Source organism: Citrobacter sp. MGH100, from assembly GCF_001034465.1.
In the GTDB taxonomy this organism is placed as follows: Bacteria; Pseudomonadota; Gammaproteobacteria; order Enterobacterales; family Enterobacteriaceae; genus Citrobacter; species Citrobacter youngae.
Window position 1 is genome coordinate 1162619 of sequence record NZ_KQ089801.1, and the last position, 19549, is coordinate 1182167.

Here is a 19549-nt window from a genome sequence, read left to right on the forward strand (position 1 = left end):
AACGTTCAGGATAAATTATGGAGCTGCTCTGCCCTGCCGGAAACCTCCCGGCGCTTAAGGCGGCCATCGAGAACGGCGCTGATGCTGTCTACATCGGGCTGAAAGATGATACCAACGCCCGTCATTTCGCCGGCCTTAATTTTACCGAGAAAAAATTGCAGGAAGCGGTGAGTTTCGTTCATCAGCACCGCCGTAAGCTGCACATTGCGATTAACACCTTTGCGCACCCGGATGGTTACGCGCGCTGGCAGCGTGCCGTTGATATGGCAGCGCAACTGGGTGCAGATGCGCTGATCCTCGCCGACCTCGCCATGCTTGAGTATGCCGCAGAGCGCTATCCCCATATTGAGCGCCATGTCTCCGTTCAGGCATCTGCGACTAACGAAGAGGCAATTAATTTCTACCATCGCAACTTTGACGTTGCGCGGGTCGTACTGCCACGCGTGCTGTCGATTCATCAGGTGAAGCAATTAGCCCGCGTAACCCCAGTTCCGTTAGAAGTGTTTGCCTTCGGCAGTCTGTGCATTATGGCAGAAGGTCGTTGCTACTTATCTTCTTATCTGACAGGCGAATCGCCAAACACCGTGGGTGCCTGCTCCCCTGCTCGCTTTGTGCGCTGGCAACAGACCCCACAAGGGCTGGAATCCCGTCTAAACGAAGTTCTGATCGATCGCTATCAGGATGGAGAAAACGCCGGTTATCCGACGCTGTGTAAAGGTCGCTATCTGGTTGATGGCGAACGCTATCATGCACTGGAAGAGCCCACCAGTCTGAACACGCTGGAACTGCTGCCCGACTTACTGGCCGCCAATATTGCTTCGGTCAAAATCGAGGGACGTCAGCGCAGCCCGGCTTATGTCAGCCAGGTGGCGAAAGTGTGGCGTCAGGCGATCGACCGCTGTATGGCCGATCCTCAAAACTACGCCCCGCAGGACGCGTGGATGGAAACGCTCGGTTCAATGTCCGAAGGCACGCAGACCACGCTTGGCGCGTATCACCGTAAATGGCAGTGAGAGAAGCAATGAAATATTCCTTAGGGCCGGTGCTGTGGTACTGGCCGAAAGAAACGCTGGAAGATTTTTATCAGCAGGCCGCCGTAAGCCAGGCCGACGTTATCTATCTTGGCGAAGCGGTATGCAGTAAACGTCGCGCCACCAAAGTGGGCGACTGGCTGGATATGGCGAAATCACTCGCGGGCAGCGGTAAACAGGTGGTGCTCTCTACGCTGGCGCTGGTGCAAGCTTCCTCTGAGCTGGGAGAACTGAAGCGCTATGTTGAAAACGGCGATTTCCTGGTGGAGGCCAGCGATCTCGGCGTGGTAAACATGTGCGCCGAGCGCAAGCTGCCGTTTGTCGCAGGACATGCGCTCAACTGCTACAACGCGGTAACCCTGCGTTTGCTGCTCAAGCAGGGCATGACGCGCTGGTGTATGCCGGTTGAGCTGTCCCGTGACTGGCTGGTAAACCTGCTCAACCAGTGTGATGAGCTGGGTATTCGCAATCAGTTTGAAGTCGAGGTGCTGAGCTACGGGCATCTGCCGCTGGCGTACTCTGCTCGCTGCTTTACCGCGCGTTCCGAAGATCGGCCAAAAGACGAATGTGAAACCTGCTGCATCAAATACCCCAACGGGCGTGATGTGCTGTCGCAGGAAAATCAGCAGGTCTTTGTCCTCAACGGGATCCAGACCATGAGCGGCTATGTCTACAACCTCGGCAACGAGCTGACATCGATGCAGGGTCTGGTTGATATTGTGCGTCTGTCCCCTTCAGGCACTGAAACATTCGCCATGCTCGACGCCTTCCGCGCCAATAAAAATGGCACGGCCCCATTACCCCTTGCCGCCCACAGTGACTGCAACGGCTACTGGAAGCGACTGGCTGGTCTGGAGCTGCAGGCGTAAAAAAGCTCACTTTGTTAACAACGGTAATCAAATTTTAATGCAGTATTAAAAGATTAACCGGTAACAAAGTGAGCCGTTATGACTGACAAAACTATTCCGTTCTCGCTGCTGGATCTGGCACCGATCCCTGAAGGTTCTTCTGCAAAAGAGGCCTTCACACACTCGCTTGATCTCGCCCGACTGGCCGAAAAGCGCGGCTACCACCGCTACTGGCTGGCAGAACATCACAACATGACCGGCATCGCCAGCGCCGCAACTTCAGTGCTGATTGGCTATCTGGCTGCCAATACCACCACACTGCATCTCGGTTCCGGTGGCGTTATGCTGCCTAATCATTCGCCGCTGGTGATCGCCGAGCAGTTCGGTACCCTGAATACGCTGTATCCGGGACGCATCGATCTTGGGCTTGGCCGCGCGCCGGGGAGCGATCAGCCAACGATGCGTGCGCTGCGCCGCCACATGAGCGGTGATATCGATAACTTCCCACGCGACGTAGCTGAACTGGTGGACTGGTTCGACGCCCGCGATCCTAACCCTCATGTGCGCCCGGTTCCCGGCTACGGCGAGCAGATCCCGGTCTGGTTATTGGGCTCCAGCCTGTACAGCGCACAGTTGGCAGCCCAGCTCGGCCTGCCGTTTGCCTTCGCGTCGCATTTTGCTCCAGATATGCTGCATCAGGCGCTGCATCTGTATCGCACCCAGTTCAAACCCTCAGCGCGGCTGGCAAAGCCGTATGCGATGGTGTGCATCAACATCATTGCCTCTGACAGCAATCGCGACGCCGAATTTCTTTTCACCTCAATGCAGCAAGCGTTTGTGAAACTGCGTCGTGGCGAAACTGGCCAGCTACCGCCGCCGGTAGAGAATATGCATCAGTTGTGGTCCGCTTCTGAGCAATACGGCGTACAACAGGCGCTGAGCATGTCGCTGGTCGGTGATAAGGCGAAAGTGCGGCACGGTCTCGACGCGATTTTGCGTGAAACCCAGGCCGATGAGATTATGGTTAACGGCCAGATTTTCGATCATCAGGCACGGCTACATTCGTTTGATTTGGCGATGCAGGTGAAAGAAGAGTTGCTGGGGTAGTACGTTGTTTTGCCCGGTGGCGCTTCGCTTACCGGGCCTACAGGATCAAGTAGGCCGGATAAGGCACAGCCGCCATCCGGCACAACAACGTTACTGATAAACCGGTAACAGATTAAAGCTCGACAGAATATGGATAATCGCGTTGCCAATACCAAATACCAGGATCAGCGCAATCATCGGCTTGCCGCCCCAGACGCGGAATTTCGGGCTACCGAAACGCTCGCGGGATTTACGCGCCAGCAACGCCGGAACAATGGCGGCCCAGATGGTTGCCGCGAGTCCTGCATAGCCAATGGCGTACAGGAAACCGTTCGGCCACAGCAATCCACCCACAATTGGCGGGACAAACGTCAGCAATGCCGTTTTAAAACGCCCCATCGCCGAGTCATCAAAGCCAAACAGATCCGCCAGATAGTCAAACAGACCGAGCGTGACGCCGAGGAATGAACTCGCCACCGCAAAGTTAGAGAACACCACTAACAGTAGATCCAGGCTGCGGCTGTTCAGCACACCGCTCAGCGCCTGTACCAGCACATCAATGTTACCGCCCTGCTGCGCAATACCGATAAACTCCGGACGTGGAATATTCCCCATCGTTCCCAGTAACCATACGGTATACAGTACCAGCGCCAGCAACGTGCCATACACCAGACACTTCACAATGGTTTTCGGATCTTTACCGTAGTACTTCATCAGGCTCGGGACGTTACCGTGGTAGCCGAACGACGCCAGACAAAACGGCAGCGTCATCAACAGGTACGGTGTATATGAAGCGTTGCTTTGTGCCACGTTAAACAGCGTAGTGGGCGTAACATGCCCCAGCAGACTGCCAAAGGTCAGGAAAAAGGTAATCACCTTTGCGCCCAGCACAATTGCCGTCATGCGGCTAACCGCTTTGGTGCTTAACCACACCACAAATGCCACCAGCAGCGCAAAGCCAAGACCTGCCGCGCGCGCCGGAACATTCAGCGACATCTCGGAGAAGGTGTGATGCAGAATCGACCCGCTCGCTGAGATATAGGCGTAGGTCAGGATATAGAGAACGAAGGCGATCGAAATGCCGTTCACCACGTTCCAGCCTTTACCCAGCAGATCTTTCGTGATGGTGTCAAAGCTGGAACCAATGCGGTAATTGAGGTTCGCTTCGAGGATCATCAGTCCGGAATGCAGCATACAGAACCAGGTGAAGATCAGCGCCGCCATTGACCAGAAAAACCACGCCCCGGACATGACCACTGGCAGAGAAAACATCCCCGCGCCAATAATGGTGCCGCCGATAATCACCACGCCGCCGAGCAGCGAAGGTGACGTTTGGGTGGTGGTTAGTGTTGCCATTTAGCCATCTCTCCAGTCATTTATATTGTGACTACATCTCAATGTGCTGCACTGTACCAGTACACGAGTACAAATGAAATAAAAAAAGCCCCGATTGTTGAGATCGGGGCTGTATATATTACTTTACGCAGTGAAACTTATGCGTCACCGCCGAAACGACGACGACCAGCGGAGTCATCACGACGCGGAGCAGAAGAATCGTCACGACGCGGACCACGGTTGCCTTCACGACGTTCGCCGCTGAAACGACGACCATCGCCACGACCGCCTTCACGGCGCTCACCGCTGAAATTACGACCGCCTTCACGACGCTCGCCGCTGAAACGGCCACCGCCACGACGCTCACCACCGGTGTGCGGAACTGCATCGCCAACCAGCTGCATATTCATCGGCTTGTTCAGGATGCGAGTACGGGTAAAGTGCTGCAGCACGTCGCCCGGCATACCTTTCGGCAGCTCGATGGTGGAGTGGGAAGCAAACAGCTTGATGTTACCGATGTAACGGCTGCTGATATCGCCTTCGTTAGCAATCGCGCCAACGATATGACGAACTTCAACACCGTCATCACGGCCCACTTCAATGCGGTACAGCTGCATATCGCCAACGTCACGACGTTCACGACGCGGACGATCTTCACCACCACGGTCATTACGCGGGCCACGATCGTTGCGGTCACGCGGACCACGATCGTCACGGTCGCGGAATTCGCGTTTCGGACGCATCGGCGCATCTGGCGGCAGGATCAGCGGACGTTCGCCCTGAGCCATTTTCAGCAGTGCGGCTGCCAGCGTTTCGATATCCAGCTCTTCTTCCGGCTGCATTTTCGCCAGCAGAGCACGGTACTGATCCAGATCGCTGCTTTCCAGCTGCTGCTGTACTTTAGCGGCGAATTTTTCCAGACGGCGTTTGCCCAGCAGTTCTGCGTTCGGCAGTTCTACTTCCGGAATCGTCAGCTTCATGGTGCGTTCGATGTTACGCAGCAGACGACGCTCACGGTTCTCAACGAACAGCAGCGCACGGCCAGCACGACCCGCACGACCAGTACGGCCGATACGGTGAACGTAAGACTCGGAATCCATCGGGATGTCGTAGTTAACAACCAGGCTGATACGCTCAACGTCCAGGCCACGGGCCGCAACGTCGGTTGCAATCAGAATATCCAGGCGGCCATCTTTCAGGCGTTCCAGAGTCTGCTCACGCAGGGACTGGTTCATGTCGCCGTTCAGTGCAGCGCTGCTATAACCGCTACGCTCCAGCGCTTCTGCCACTTCCAGGGTCGCATTTTTGGTACGAACGAAGATAATCGCCGCATCAAAATCTTCTGCTTCCAGGAAACGCACCAGCGCTTCATTTTTACGCATGCCCCATACAGTCCAGTAGCTCTGGCTGATGTCAGGACGCGTAGTAACGCTGGATTGAATGCGTACTTCCTGCGGCTCTTTCATAAAGCGGCGGGTAATACGACGAATCGCTTCCGGCATAGTCGCGGAGAACAGAGCGGTCTGATGACCTTCCGGGATCTGCGCCATGATGGTTTCAACGTCTTCGATGAAGCCCATACGCAGCATTTCGTCTGCTTCGTCCAGTACCAGACCGCTCAGTTTAGAGAGGTCCAGAGTCCCGCGCTTCAGGTGATCCAGCAGACGGCCCGGCGTACCGACGACGATCTGTGGTCCCTGACGCAGGGCACGTAATTGCACGTCATAACGCTGGCCGCCGTACAGGGCAACCACGTTCACGCCGCGCATGTGTTTAGAGAAATCCGTCATGGCTTCTGCAACCTGAACCGCCAGTTCGCGGGTCGGTGCCAGCACCAGAATCTGAGGTGCCTTCAGCTCAGGATCAAGATTGTTGAGCAGCGGTAAAGAGAACGCTGCAGTTTTGCCGCTACCTGTCTGGGCCATACCCAGAACATCGCGACCGCCCAGCAGATGCGGAATGCACTCTGCCTGGATTGGAGATGGTTTTTCGTAACCCAGATCGTTAAGGGCTTCAAGGATAGGAGCCTTCAGGCCCAGATCTGCAAAAGTGGTTTCGAATTCAGCCATGTAGTACGTGTGCCTCAAAATTAATGGCGGCCAGTCTACATAACTCATCATGAAATTGATCTGCAATTTTCATTGAAAAGTGTGAACCGGCTCAAAGTAGGTGTATTAACGAACAACAACGCCCTCACCCGTGAAGGTGATGGCAATCAAAAAAGATTACGGGCTGATGTGTACGTCAGCTATTGCTGGTCCGATTCTGCCAGGTCATCTTGGTCCTGGCCCAGGAGCGATAATTCCAACAATGCGTATCGGTGCTCAACAAAGTTATGAACGTTGTTAGCCACCGCCAGTTTGAACAATGCCGTAGCGTTGCCCAAATCCCCCAGACTTAGGTAGTACTTACCTAAATAGAAGTTGGTTTCACTGAGATGCTCAGCGAGCGAGGTGTTATCCGTTGCGTCCGCCTTCAGGCGTTCCATCAGCGTTGCTTCGCTAATGTTGCCCAGGTAGAACTCGACAATGTTCCATCCCCATTGCTCTTTATCCGATTTCTCAAAGCGTTGCTTTAACGCTTCTTTAGCCTGCTTCTCATCGAGCTTCTGCTCGGCGAGATAAAGCCACAGACTACGGAAAGGATCATTGGGATCGTCTTGATAAAACGCTAGCAGATCATCTTGCGCTAACTTGTCGCGACCGCCGTAATACAATGCGATACCGCGATTTAAGTGCGCGTAGTTGTAAGTTGGATCAAGCTCAAGTACAGAATCAAACGCTTCATAGGCAGCATCAAAATTGCCTGCCTGCGTTAAATATATACCTAAGTAATTGAATACTTCAGGCATATCTGGTCGGATTGCCAGCGCTTGTGAAAAATCATTTCGCGCCAGTGCCCTCAGACCGAGACTATCATACAACACTCCGCGCTCATATAAAAGCTGTGCGCGTTCGTCATCGGTTAAAGCCCGACTGGCAAGAATTTGTTCCATACGTGCCAGAATCACTTCCTGCTGCAAAGTCGGTTGCAATGGTACTGCGAGGACTTCACTCTTACGCCAGGTGGAATTACTGCATCCAGCCAGCGTGAGTGCTGTCGCAACGAAACACCAGCGCAAAAAAGGCTTCATTTCCCACTCCCGAAGACAACGATTGAATGAACGTCCAGGTTCCCCGGTTGCTAACAAGGCATCCTGCCGGGTTAAAGGCCCTCCGCTCTCACGGAGGGCAATGGCAACCTTACTCGCCCTGGCTTGCCGGAGCTTCCGGTTCGCCTGCAGGCTGAGACTGCTCAGTTGCTTCTTTAATGCTCAGACGTACACGGCCCTGGCGATCAACTTCCAGAACTTTGACCGGTACTTCCTGACCCATCTGCAGGTAATCGGTCACTTTCTCAACGCGCTTATCAGCGATCTGAGAGATGTGTACCAGGCCTTCTTTACCGCCACCGATGGCAACGAATGCGCCAAAGTCAACGATACGGGTCACTTTACCATTGTAGATACGGCCTACTTCGATCTCTGCGGTGATCTCTTCGATACGACGGATAGCATATTTCGCTTTTTCGCCGTCGGTCGCAGCAATCTTCACGGTACCATCATCTTCGATTTCAATGGTGGTGCCGGTTTCTTCGGTCAGAGCACGGATAACAGAACCGCCTTTACCGATAACGTCTTTGATCTTGTCCGGGCTGATCTTGATGGTGTGGATACGCGGAGCAAATTCAGAGATATCGCCACGCGGTGCGTTGATCGCTTGTTCCATCACACCCAGGATGTGCAGACGCGCACCTTTAGCCTGGTTCAGAGCAACCTGCATGATTTCTTTGGTGATACCTTCAATTTTGATATCCATCTGCAGTGCAGAGATACCGTCGCGGGAACCCGCCACTTTGAAGTCCATATCGCCCAGGTGGTCTTCGTCGCCCAAGATGTCAGACAGAACAACATAGTTGTCGCCTTCTTTCACCAGACCCATCGCGATACCCGCAACGGCGGCTTTGATTGGCACGCCTGCGTCCATCAGCGCCAGGGAAGCGCCACATACGGAAGCCATAGAAGAAGAACCGTTAGATTCGGTGATTTCAGAAACCACACGCACGGTGTACGGGAATTTATCCAGTTCCGGCATCACTGCCAGTACGCCACGTTTCGCCAGACGACCGTGACCAATCTCACGACGCTTCGGAGAACCGACCATACCGGTTTCACCTACGCAGTACGGAGGGAAGTTGTAGTGGAACAGGAAGTTGTCAGTACGCTCGCCCATCAGTTCGTCGAGGTTCTGTGCATCACGAGTGGTGCCCAGGGTCGCGGTAACCAGCGCCTGAGTTTCGCCACGGGTGAACAGTGCGGAACCGTGAGTACGCGGCAGAACGCCAGTACGCACGTCCAGGCCACGGATCATGTCTTTTTCACGGCCATCGATGCGCGGCTCGCCTGCCAGTACGCGGCTACGAACAACGTTTTTCTCGATAGCGTGCAGAATTTCACCCAGTTCGTTAGCGTCCAGGGTTTCGTCTTCAGCCACCAGAGTCGCGATGGTTTCAGATTTGATTACGTCAACCTGAGCATAACGCTCTTGTTTGTCGGTGATGCGGTAAGCGTCGCTCAGGCGAGCTTCTGCCAGTGCGGCAACGCGCGCGTTCAGCGCTTCGTTGACGGCTTCTGGCTGCCAGTCCCAACGCGGTTTGCCAGCTTCTTTCGCCAGCTCGTTGATGGCCTGAATAACAACCTGCTGCTGTTCGTGACCGAATACCACAGCGCCCAGCATCTGGTCTTCGCTCAGCAGTTCAGCTTCGGATTCAACCATCAGTACGGCAGCTTCAGTACCCGCAACAACCAGGTCCAGCTTGCTTTCTTTCAGTTCGTCCTGAGTCGGGTTCAGTACGTACTGGTCATTGATGTAACCAACACGTGCAGCACCGATCGGGCCGTTGAATGGAATACCAGACAGAGTCAGCGCAGCAGATGCACCAATCATTGCCACGATGTCTGGGTTAACCTGCGGGTTAACGGAAACAACGGTGGCGATAACCTGAACTTCGTTAACGAAGCCTTCCGGGAACAGCGGACGAACCGGGCGGTCAATCAGACGCGCAATCAGGGTTTCGCCTTCGCTCGGACGGCCTTCACGACGGAAGAAGCTACCTGGGATACGGCCAGCAGCGTAGGTACGCTCCTGATAGTTAACGGTCAGCGGGAAAAAGTCCTGGCCTGGTTTCGCTTTTTTCTGGCCAACAACGGTAACGAATACCGCGGTGTCATCCATGCTAACCATAACAGCGGCAGTCGCCTGACGCGCCATCATGCCGGTTTCCAGCGTAACGGTATGCTGACCGTACTGGAATTTACGAACGATCGGATTAAGCAAAATAATATCCTTTCTCTATTTTTTGACGGCACATTTTTGCGCCATCGTTAATACCCGATCTTCTGCGCATCCTCGCGACTAATGACAACCCTAACCCATAAGCATGAGTAAAGCCTCTCATTAGCCGCGCGAACCTCTGCAACGGAAGATCATTCATAGCAACAATACATTAGTTTCCAGCGAATTGCTGCCATCTGCTGGAAAAAAGGGGCCATGAAGGCCCCCTCTTTCTGAAACTCGAAAGAATTAGCGACGCAGACCCAGACGCTCGATCAGCGCGGTGTAACGTGCAACATCTTTACGTTTCAGGTAGTCGAGCAGTTTACGACGCTGAGAAACCATGCGCAGCAGACCACGACGGCTGTGGTGATCTTTTTTGTGCTCTGCAAAGTGGCCCTGCAGGTGGTTAATCTGTGCAGTCAACAGAGCAACCTGAACATCGGTAGAACCGGTGTCGTTTGCATCACGACCAAACTCAGAAACGATTTTAGCGGTAGCTTCAGTACTTAGAGACATTGTAAAACTCCAAAGTTATAAGAATGAAAGGATGCCGATCTCTAATTCAGCTATCCCAGTGTATACACTTCATCCTTCAAGCTGACTCTGCGTTGGCTGCGTCCGCTCACCTCAGTCACTTACCTGAGTAAGCTCCTGAGGATTCTCAGACTTGCCGCCTTGATGCAGCTTGAATGATTTTGTGTATACGCCACGCAGATTGTTAAACAATTCACGCGACGTTAAGCGGCAGTATTCTACTCGCAGCGCCCTTTTATCGCAAGACAGAGAGCGCTATGCAGGATACTCAACCACCAGGCGGCGGGGAGCAACACGACCTTCATCGTCCATTTCCCCCATGCCGATAAACTTGCCTTCATCACCTTCCGTCACGCGCACCAGTCCTTCCAGCGGCGCACCTGACGTCCGTACCGGATTACCATTTTTAAAGTAAACCGACGATGTTAAAGGTAAATTAACTACCGGATAGTCTGATGCCGGACTGTCCATTGGCATCAGCAAAGGATCAAGCAACTGCGCCGCCGGAATATTTTGCTGTTCTGCCTGCTCAACCAGTTCACGCAGATGCTCCAGCGTGACCATACGATCCACCGGATACTTGCTGACCGTCAGACGACGCAGATACGTGACGTGCGCGCCGCAGCCCAGCTTCTCACCGAGATCGTCAACGATGGTGCGAATATAGGTGCCTTTGGAGCAGTGAACTTCCAGCTCCAGCTCGTTACCTTCATGGCGAATAAACAGCAGCTCATAGACGGTAATCGGGCGCGCTTCACGCGGCACTTCAATGCCCTGACGCGCATATTCGTACAGCTTCTTACCCTGATACTTCAGCGCCGAATACATTGACGGGATCTGCTCGATATCGCCGCGGAAAGTCTCCAGCGCGCTTGCAAGCTGCTCAGCGGTGAAGGTTACCGGACGTTCCTGCACGATTTGCCCATCAGCATCCGAGGTGTCAGTACGCTGGCCCAGACGGGCAACCACACGATAGCGTTTATCAGAATCCAGCAAATACTGTGAAAACTTCGTCGCTTCACCGAGGCAAATCGGCAGCATGCCTGTCGCCAGCGGATCCAGCGCGCCGGTATGTCCCGCGCGGTTGGCATTGTAGATGCGCTTTACTTTTTGCAGTACGTCATTGCTGGACATGCCTTGCGGTTTGTCCAGCAGCAGAACACCGTGAATGTCGCGACCACGACGACGAGGACGACTCATCAGTCCTCCTTGCTGTCGTCCGCTGGGTTCACACGACGCTCATCGTCATGTTTCACCACGCTGGTCACCAGGTTGGACATGCGCATCCCTTCGACCAGTGAGTTGTCGTAGAAGAAGGTCAGTTCCGGCACGATACGCAGACGCATGGCTTTACCCAGCAGAGAGCGGATAAAACCAGAAGCTTCCTGCAGCGCCTTAATACCATTTTTAACGGCAGCTTCGTCCTGGTCGTTCAGGAACGTCACGAATACTTTGGCATACGCCAGATCACGGGACATCTCAACACCAGACACGGTAGTCATCATGCCCACGCGTGGGTCTTTGATTTCGCGTTGCAGGATGAGTGCGATTTCTTTCTGCATCTCCTGCGCGACGCGCTGCGGGCGACCAAATTCTTTCGCCATAATAAATTCTCCAGAATAAAGACAAAAAAGGGGCAATAAGCCCCTTTTTAAATTTCTTGCCGGGTGGCGCTTCGCTTACCCGGCCTACGCTTAATCATCTTCTCAGGATTTTGGGCTGCAAGTTGCGGCCCAAAAGACGACGAAGATTATGCGATGGTACGTTTGATCTCAATGATCTCGAACACTTCGATCATATCGCCAACGCGAACGTCGTTGTAGTTCTTAACGCCGATACCACATTCCATGCCGTTACGGACTTCGTTGACATCATCTTTGAAGCGGCGCAGGGATTCCAGCTCACCTTCATAGATAACCACGTTGTCGCGCAGTACGCGGATTGGGTTGTGACGTTTAATCGTACCTTCGGTAACCATACAGCCTGCGATAGCGCCGAATTTCGGTGATTTGAACACGTCACGAACTTCAGCCAGACCAATGATCTGCTGTTTCAGCTCCGGAGACAGCATGCCGCTCATCGCTGCTTTCACTTCGTCGATCAGATGATAGATGACGGAGTAGTAACGCAGATCCAGGCTTTCAGATTCGATAACTTTACGTGCAGAGGCATCAGCACGGACGTTGAAGCCAACCAGAATCGCGTTGGATGCCGCTGCCAGAGTCGCGTCGGTTTCGGTGATACCACCTACGCCGGAACCAATGATCTTCACTTTGACTTCGTCGGTAGACAGTTTCAGTAAAGAGTCAGAAATCGCTTCGACAGAACCCTGCACGTCGGCTTTCAGGACGATGTTCACTTCGTGAACTTCACCATCAGTCATGTTAGCGAACATGTTTTCAAGTTTAGATTTCTGCTGACGAGCCAGTTTAACTTCACGGAATTTGCCCTGACGATACAGTGCAACTTCACGGGCTTTCTTCTCGTCACGAACGACAGTAACTTCGTCACCTGCAGCCGGAACACCGGACAGACCGAGGATTTCCACCGGAATGGATGGACCTGCTTCCAGTACTTCCTGACCCAATTCGTTACGCATCGCACGAACGCGACCGTATTCGAAGCCACAGAGTACGATGTCGCCTTTGTGCAGCGTACCTTCACGCACCAGTACGGTAGCAACCGGACCACGACCTTTATCCAGGAAGGATTCGATAACCGCACCGCTCGCCATACCTTTGCGCACAGCTTTCAGTTCCAGTACTTCGGCCTGCAGCAGGATAGCATCCAGCAGCTCGTCGATACCGGTACCCGCTTTCGCAGAAACGTGAACGAATTGGCTCTCGCCGCCCCACTCTTCCGGCATGATGCCGTACTGGGACAGTTCGTTTTTAACGCGATCGGGATCCGCTTCCGGTTTATCGATTTTGTTGACTGCAACCACTACCGGCACACCTGCCGCTTTCGCGTGCTGGATTGCTTCGATAGTCTGCGGCATCACGCCGTCGTCTGCTGCAACAACCAGAACAACGATATCCGTTGCCTGAGCACCACGAGCACGCATGGAGGTAAACGCGGCGTGACCCGGGGTATCCAGGAAGGTGATCATACCGTTGTCAGTTTCAACATGGTATGCACCGATGTGCTGAGTAATGCCGCCTGCTTCGCCAGAGGCCACTTTCGTAGAACGAATGTAGTCCAGCAGAGACGTTTTACCGTGGTCAACGTGACCCATGATGGTGACTACCGGTGCGCGCGGTTCAGCCGCAGCGCCGGTGTCACGGTCGCTCATTACTGCTTCTTCCAGCTCGTTTTCACGACGCAGGATAACTTTGTGGCCCATCTCTTCGGCAACCAACTGTGCGGTTTCCTGGTCGATGACCTGGTTAATGGTCGCCATTGCGCCCAGTTTCATCATCGCTTTGATGACCTGAGAGCCTTTAACTGCCATTTTGTTCGCCAGATCGCCAACGGTGATGGTTTCACCGATCACAACGTCACGGTTAACGGCCTGAGCTGGCTTCTGGAAGCCCTGCTGCAGAGCGGAACCTTTACGCTGCTTACCGCCTTTACCACCGCGAACCGCGGCACGCGCTTCTTCACGGTCAGCTTTAGATTCAGCGTGTTTGTTGCCTTTCTTCGCCGGACGCGCTGCTTTCGTGCTGCGAGTACGACCACGGCCGCCTTCGACTTCACGATCGTTCTCGTCTTCAGCCTGGCGAGCGTGCTGGGAAGTGGTGACGTGATAATCGCTGGTATCTTCAACAGGTTCAGCGTTATTCACACCATTTTTCTCATTTTCTTCCGCCATACGGCGAGCTTCTTCCGCTACGCGGCGCGCTTCTTCTTCAAGCTTGCGACGTGCTTCTTCTTCCGCTTTACGCTTCAGTTCAGCGGCTTCATTTTCACGGCGGGCTTTTTCGGCCTGGGCGGTTTTAGTCATATCGTCGGTCTGTTGATTGCTCACTTTGTCTTTTTCCGCAGCTTCACGTTTCGCTTTATCAGCGGCTTCACGCTTAGCTTGTTCTGCGGCCTCACGTTCGGCTTTTTGTTGCGCCTCGCGTTTAGCAGCTTCTTCTGCCTCACGACGGGCTTGCTCTTCCGCTTCACGCTGCGCCTGCTCTTCCGCGGCAAGGCGTTCAGCCTCTTGCGGATCGCGTTTCACAAAGGTGCGTGTCTTGCGGACTTCGATTTGTACCGATTTACTTTTCCCACCGGTACCTGGAATATTGAGAGTACTGCGCGTTTTACGCTGCAATGTCAACTTATCCGGCGCAGAGCCGTTTTCACGGTTCAGGTGCGCCAGTAAGGTTTGTTTCTCTTGTGCGGATACAGAGTCGTCAGCAGACTTCGGGATACCTGCATCAGCAAATTGCTGTACCAGGCGATCCACGGAGGTCTGTATCTCTGCAGCCAGTGTTTTTACGGTTACATCTGTCATACTGTTCCTTCCTGCTACAGTTTATTACGCTTCGTCGCCGAACCAGCAAATATTACGGGCAGCCATAATCAGCTCACCGGCTTTTTCGTCGGTCAACCCTTCGATATCAGCCAGATCATCAATGCCCTGTTCAGCGAGATCTTCCAGCGTACAAACACCACGGGCAGCCAGTTTGAAGGCCATCTCACGATCCAATCCTTCCAGATTCAGCAGATCGTCAGCCGGTTTGTTATCACCGAGGCTTTCTTCCTGGGCCAGTGCCAGAGTGGTCAGTGCGTTTTTAGCACGCTCGCGCAGCGCTTCAACGGTCTGTTCATCCAGGCCGTCGATTTCCAGCAGCTCTTTCATTGGCACGTAGGCCAGTTCTTCCAGCGTCGCAAAACCTTCTTCCACCAGAACGGTCGCGAAATCTTCATCGATATCGAGATATTTGGTGAAGGTGTCAATGGCTGCATGTGCTTCTGCCTGATGCTTCGCCTGCAGGTCATCAACGGTCATCACGTTGAGTTCCCAACCGCTCAGTTGTGAAGCCAGGCGGACGTTCTGACCATTACGTCCAATCGCCTGCGCCAGGTTACCGGCTTCAACCGCGATATCCATGGTGTGTTTGTCTTCATCCACCACGATAGAAGCGACGTCTGCTGGCGCCATTGCGTTAATCACGAATTGCGCCGGGTTATCATCCCACAGGACGATATCAATACGCTCGCCGCCCAGTTCGGTAGAAACCGCCTGAACGCGCGCACCGCGCATACCAACACACGCGCCGACCGGATCAATACGCTTGTCGTTGGTCTTAACGGCGATTTTCGCACGCGATCCTGGATCGCGAGCTGCCGCTTTAATTTCGATCACTTCTTCGCCAATTTCTGGCACTTCAATGCGGAACAGTTCAACCAGCATTTCCGGTTTGGAACGAGTTACGAACAGTTGCGCACCGCGCGCTTCCGGGCGTACAGAGTACAGAACGCCACGAATACGGTCACCTGGGCGGAAGTTTTCACGCGGGAGCATGTCTTCACGCAGGATCACGGCTTCAGCATTGCTGCCCAGATCCAGAGAAATGTTGTCGCGGTTTACTTTCTTCACCACGCCAGTAACGATTTCGCCTTCGTGCTCGCGGAACTGATCAACAACCATTGCACGTTCAGCTTCACGTACTTTCTGTACAATAACCTGTTTCGCGGTCTGGGTAGTGATACGGTCAAAGGTGACAGATTCAATCTGATCTTCAACATATTCGCCCACGTTCAGACTTTCGTCTTCGAAGCGTGCCGCTTCCAGCGTAATTTCTTTGGTCGGCTGAGTAACTTCTTCTACGATTACCCAACGACGGAAGGTATCGAAATCACCGCTTTTACGATCGATTTCTACGCGAACGTCGATCTCTTGCTCATATTTTTTCTTTGTTGCTGTAGCCAGCGCACTTTCCAGCGCTTCAAAAATTTTCTCGCGTGGCAGCGCTTTTTCGTTGGATACGGCTTCAACAACAGCCAAAATTTCTTTGTTCATCGCGGGCTTTTCACCTCAATCCAGACTGTTAAAAGTGGGGAACCAGGTTCGCCTTCTGGATATTACTCAGCGCGAACACTTCATCTTTGCCTTCGACTGTGACCGTGATCATCTCACCGTCCACCGCTTTGATAACGCCCTGCCATTTACGACGGTTTTGTACCGCCATACGAAGAACCAGCGTGACTTCTTCACCCAGGAAACGCACGTAGTGTTCAGCTGTGAACAGAGGACGGTCGAGACCCGGAGAGGAGACTTCCAGGTTATAGGCAACGGTGATCGGGTCTTCGACATCCATCACGGCGCTTACCTGATGGCTCACATCAGCACAATCATCAACATTGATGCCATCTTCACTATCAATATAGATGCGCAGTGTGGATGTGCGACCGCGAATAAATTCGATGCCGACCAGTTCGTAGCCCAGGGCTTCAACCGGCGCTGTAATCATCTCTGTTAATTTTTGCTCTAATGTGGACAAGCCCACCCCCAAGACATAAAAAAAGGGCCTAAAGCCCAGTTATTCTGTAGTCAGATAACAAAAAACCCCGATAAATCGGGGCTTTAGATAACTGAACCCTATAACCGCACCTGCGGTTCGGAGAACCTTCCGAAAGAATTTTTTTCAAATCCAGCTAAGAAGGCCTAAGTCTTCACAGTATATTTGAAAAAGAACTCTAAGGGAAAGTGGTTGCGGGGGCCGGATTCGAACCGACGACCTTCGGGTTATGAGCCCGACGAGCTACCAGGCTGCTCCACCCCGCGCCTGAAACGTGGCAAATTTTACTTGTTTTGGGTAAAAAATGCAAATACTGCTGGGATTTGGTACCGAGGACGGGACGTAAAATCTGCGCACAGTATATTGATTCACTATGTGTTATGTCAACCTTGTTACGACTATGCAAATCAATGAATGCTAACCAGCACAAATACGGCGGAAGACAGGAAAGATAAATCCGCCATCTACAGCGTTATTTAACGAAATTATCACTAAACTCTTCCTGTCATCGTTAAAAGATGGTTAAATGAAAACTCATTTATTTTGCATAAAAATGCAATTAACATAAAAAGCCGACCTCTTCACCAGTCTATCAAGCAGGGTTTTATTTTATGACGACGATTCTCAAGCATCTCCCGGTAGGTCAACGTATTGGTATCGCTTTTTCCGGCGGCCTGGACACCAGTGCAGCACTGCTGTGGATGCGACAAAAAGGGGCTGTCCCATATGCATATACTGCGAATTTGGGCCAGCCGGATGAGGATGACTATGACGCCATTCCTCGCCGTGCAATGGAATATGGTGCTGAGAATGCTCGCCTGGTTGATTGCCGCAAGCAGTTGGTTGCCGAAGGGATCGCTGCCATTCAGTGTGGTGCGTTCCATAACACCACCGGCGGGCTGACCTATTTCAATACCACCCCACTGGGCCGCGCAGTGACAGGCACTATGTTGGTTGCCGCCATGAAAGAAGATGGCGTGAACATTTGGGGTGACGGTAGTACCTATAAAGGCAACGATATTGAACGTTTCTATCGTTATGGTCTGTTAACCAACGCCGAACTGCAGATTTATAAACCGTGGCTGGATACCGATTTTATCGACGAACTCGGTGGTCGCCATGAGATGTCCGAATTTATGATCGCCTGCGGCTTCGACTACAAGATGTCTGTCGAAAAAGCGTATTCCACCGACTCCAATATGCTCGGCGCGACTCACGAAGCAAAAGATCTGGAATTCCTGAACTCCAGCGTCAAAATCGTCAACCCGATTATGGGCGTTAAGTTCTGGGATGAGAGCGTGAAGATCCCGGCTGAAGAAGTGACCGTACGCTTTGAACAAGGCCATCCGGTTGCGCTGAACGGTAAGACCTTCAGTGACGACGTTGAGATGATGCTGGAAGCCAACCGTATCGGCGGTCGTCATGGTCTGGGTATGAGCGACCAGATTGAAAACCGTATTATTGAAGCAAAAAGCCGCGGTATCTATGAAGCCCCGGGGATGGCGCTGCTGCACATCGCCTACGAGCGTTTGCTGACCGGTATTCATAACGAAGACACCATTGAGCAATATCACGCGCACGGTCGCCAGCTCGGTCGTCTGTTGTATCAGGGGCGCTGGTTCGACTCACAGGCGCTGATGCTGCGTGATGGTCTGCAACGTTGGGTAGCCAGCCAGATTACCGGCGAAGTCACGCTGGAACTGCGTCGCGGTAACGACTATTCAATCCTTAACACCGTGTCTGACAACCTGACCTACAAGCCAGAACGTTTGACCATGGAGAAAGGTGATTCCGTATTCTCGCCAGACGATCGTATCGGTCAACTGACCATGCGTAACCTGGATATTACCGATACTCGTGAAAAGCTGTTCGGCTATGCACAGTCTGGCCTGTTGACCGCCTCTTCCGCAACCGGTCTGCCACAGGTTGAGAATCTGGAAAACAAGGCGAAGTAATCCCTTTACATAAATGACAAAAGCCGCTTGCGCGGCTTTTGTCATTTAAAATTTATGAACGCAGCAGCTATATGTAAATGCATAAAAGTAATCAACCTATTGATGATTTGTATTCATGCAGTTTTATACCTCAGCCTTTCGCTAAAGCGTATTAACATTGCTCAAAGTTAGTTAACCGATTGTTCACTCAACTGTAAAAATACACATCTCACTTACCACGTATTAACCGCTAATAAAACCGCCAGGATTAATAGTATCTCCCCATTCCCCTCTGCGCGCTAAGGAAGAACTTACTCATCAAGAGTGAAATAACGTAGCCAAACCGGTTAAATGCCGCAGTATTGACAACATCTCCGCCAAACGGCAAAATGCTCCAGCATTTATCATTTGTTTCAATAAGCAAAATCTTACCAGACAACAGGTATGCTTTAGTGATAAACCCGTATAATTTCATGTTTTGTAACCTGTTGAATGATATAAAAACTTGATATTTTGCCGTACTCAGGTAATGAGATGGTGACTCACAAAACATATCTGAAGGCATCGTTCCTGAAGAACTCCCGAGTTGATTTTGGTTGTAGTACTATGCTGAAGCAACCCACAGCCTGGTTTTCCTGCGGTACTTCACCTAACTGACTGAAAATATAGCCATCCAGTTCTACATGAAAAAATGTGTGTAATCAACACGTTGAATGGCAATAGTCACAACAGAAAAGATCCGCAAGAAAATGCTGATTTTCGACCATTACAGGTCTAAAATACTGAAGCTATCTGCATATTTAAAAATAGCGGTTGTGAAGTTAAGTTTAAACATCACTTAACTTTTAGTTCAAAATCTTATAGCCTTCATTGCTTGTACAAGCATGGCTAGGGCGGTAGCGTTCCTAAAAAAAGCATGAAGGCAACAGAATGATGCCAGATACTGGTCATTCG

15 protein-coding genes and 1 tRNA gene are annotated in these 19549 nt (G+C 52.4%); 4 read left to right on the top strand and 12 right to left on the bottom strand.

All coding sequences use genetic code 11. The annotated features are described in order from the left end of the window. The first annotated feature begins 17 nt into the window (after positions 1-17). From ubiU to SK32_RS17180, 3 genes are all read left to right on the top strand, one after another. Positions 18-1013 (top strand): ubiquinone anaerobic biosynthesis protein UbiU, encoded by a 996-nt coding sequence (ubiU, locus tag SK32_RS17170; protein WP_048213387.1) that lies wholly within the window; start codon positions 18-20, stop codon positions 1011-1013. 8 nt (positions 1014-1021) lie between these two features. Beyond that, positions 1022-1900, top strand: coding sequence for a U32 family peptidase (locus SK32_RS17175; RefSeq protein ID WP_121585102.1), 879 nt, complete (start codon positions 1022-1024; stop codon positions 1898-1900). A gap of 78 nt (positions 1901-1978) precedes the next feature. Continuing rightward, the gene (locus SK32_RS17180) at positions 1979-2986 is read left to right on the top strand and encodes a luciferase-like monooxygenase (RefSeq protein ID WP_048213389.1); all 1008 of its coding nucleotides are present in this window, start codon (positions 1979-1981) and stop codon (positions 2984-2986) included. Positions 2987-3076: 90 nt separating this feature from the next. Here SK32_RS17180 and mtr read toward each other — a convergent pair whose 3' ends face one another. The 12 genes from mtr to SK32_RS17235 form a co-directional block, all read right to left on the bottom strand. Beyond that, complete coding sequence (gene mtr, locus SK32_RS17185; protein ID WP_005131807.1) at positions 3077-4321, bottom strand: tryptophan permease; 1245 nt, start codon at positions 4319-4321, stop codon at positions 3077-3079. 137 nt (positions 4322-4458) lie between these two features. Further along, complete coding sequence (deaD, locus tag SK32_RS17190) at positions 4459-6369, bottom strand: ATP-dependent RNA helicase DeaD (protein ID WP_048213390.1); 1911 nt, start codon at positions 6367-6369, stop codon at positions 4459-4461. Further along, positions 6362-6442 carry a protein YrbN gene (gene yrbN / locus SK32_RS26080; protein ID WP_010723222.1) on the bottom strand — a complete coding sequence of 27 codons (81 nt, stop codon included), beginning with the start codon at positions 6440-6442 and terminating at the stop codon, positions 6362-6364. Before yrbN ends, deaD begins: the two co-directional genes overlap by 8 nt. A 106-nt stretch (positions 6443-6548) precedes the next feature. Beyond that, on the bottom strand, positions 6549-7433 hold the full coding sequence (gene nlpI / locus SK32_RS17195; RefSeq protein WP_048213391.1) for a lipoprotein NlpI: 885 nt from the start codon (positions 7431-7433) through the stop codon (positions 6549-6551). A gap of 109 nt (positions 7434-7542) precedes the next feature. Beyond that, the gene (gene pnp / locus SK32_RS17200; protein ID WP_047408353.1) at positions 7543-9675 is read right to left on the bottom strand and encodes a polyribonucleotide nucleotidyltransferase; all 2133 of its coding nucleotides are present in this window, start codon (positions 9673-9675) and stop codon (positions 7543-7545) included. A 246-nt stretch (positions 9676-9921) separates the two neighbouring features. Next, positions 9922-10191, bottom strand: a complete 270-nt coding sequence (rpsO, locus tag SK32_RS17205; RefSeq protein WP_000059465.1) for a 30S ribosomal protein S15 — start codon at positions 10189-10191, stop codon at positions 9922-9924. A gap of 273 nt (positions 10192-10464) precedes the next feature. Next, positions 10465-11409 carry a tRNA pseudouridine(55) synthase TruB gene (gene truB / locus SK32_RS17210; RefSeq protein WP_048213392.1) on the bottom strand — a complete coding sequence of 315 codons (945 nt, stop codon included), beginning with the start codon at positions 11407-11409 and terminating at the stop codon, positions 10465-10467. Then, positions 11409-11813, bottom strand: coding sequence for a 30S ribosome-binding factor RbfA (gene rbfA, locus SK32_RS17215; protein ID WP_003024988.1), 405 nt, complete (start codon positions 11811-11813; stop codon positions 11409-11411). Before rbfA ends, truB begins: the two co-directional genes overlap by 1 nt. 146 nt (positions 11814-11959) lie before the next feature. Beyond that, entirely contained in the window at positions 11960-14650 is a 2691-nt protein-coding gene (gene infB / locus SK32_RS17220; RefSeq protein WP_048213393.1) for a translation initiation factor IF-2, read from the bottom strand. 24 nt (positions 14651-14674) lie between these two features. Next, complete coding sequence (gene nusA / locus SK32_RS17225; protein ID WP_043017784.1) at positions 14675-16162, bottom strand: transcription termination factor NusA; 1488 nt, start codon at positions 16160-16162, stop codon at positions 14675-14677. A gap of 28 nt (positions 16163-16190) precedes the next feature. Further along, complete coding sequence (gene rimP, locus SK32_RS17230) at positions 16191-16643, bottom strand: ribosome maturation factor RimP (RefSeq protein ID WP_003024996.1); 453 nt, start codon at positions 16641-16643, stop codon at positions 16191-16193. 207 nt (positions 16644-16850) lie between these two features. Beyond that, positions 16851-16927 (bottom strand) — tRNA-Met (locus tag SK32_RS17235). 345 nt (positions 16928-17272) lie between these two features. Between SK32_RS17235 and argG the strand changes: the two genes are divergently transcribed. Next, positions 17273-18616: an argininosuccinate synthase gene (gene argG, locus SK32_RS17240; protein ID WP_005131837.1), complete on the top strand. Its 1344-nt coding sequence runs from the start codon at positions 17273-17275 to the stop codon at positions 18614-18616. Positions 18617-19549: the final 933 nt, after the last annotated feature.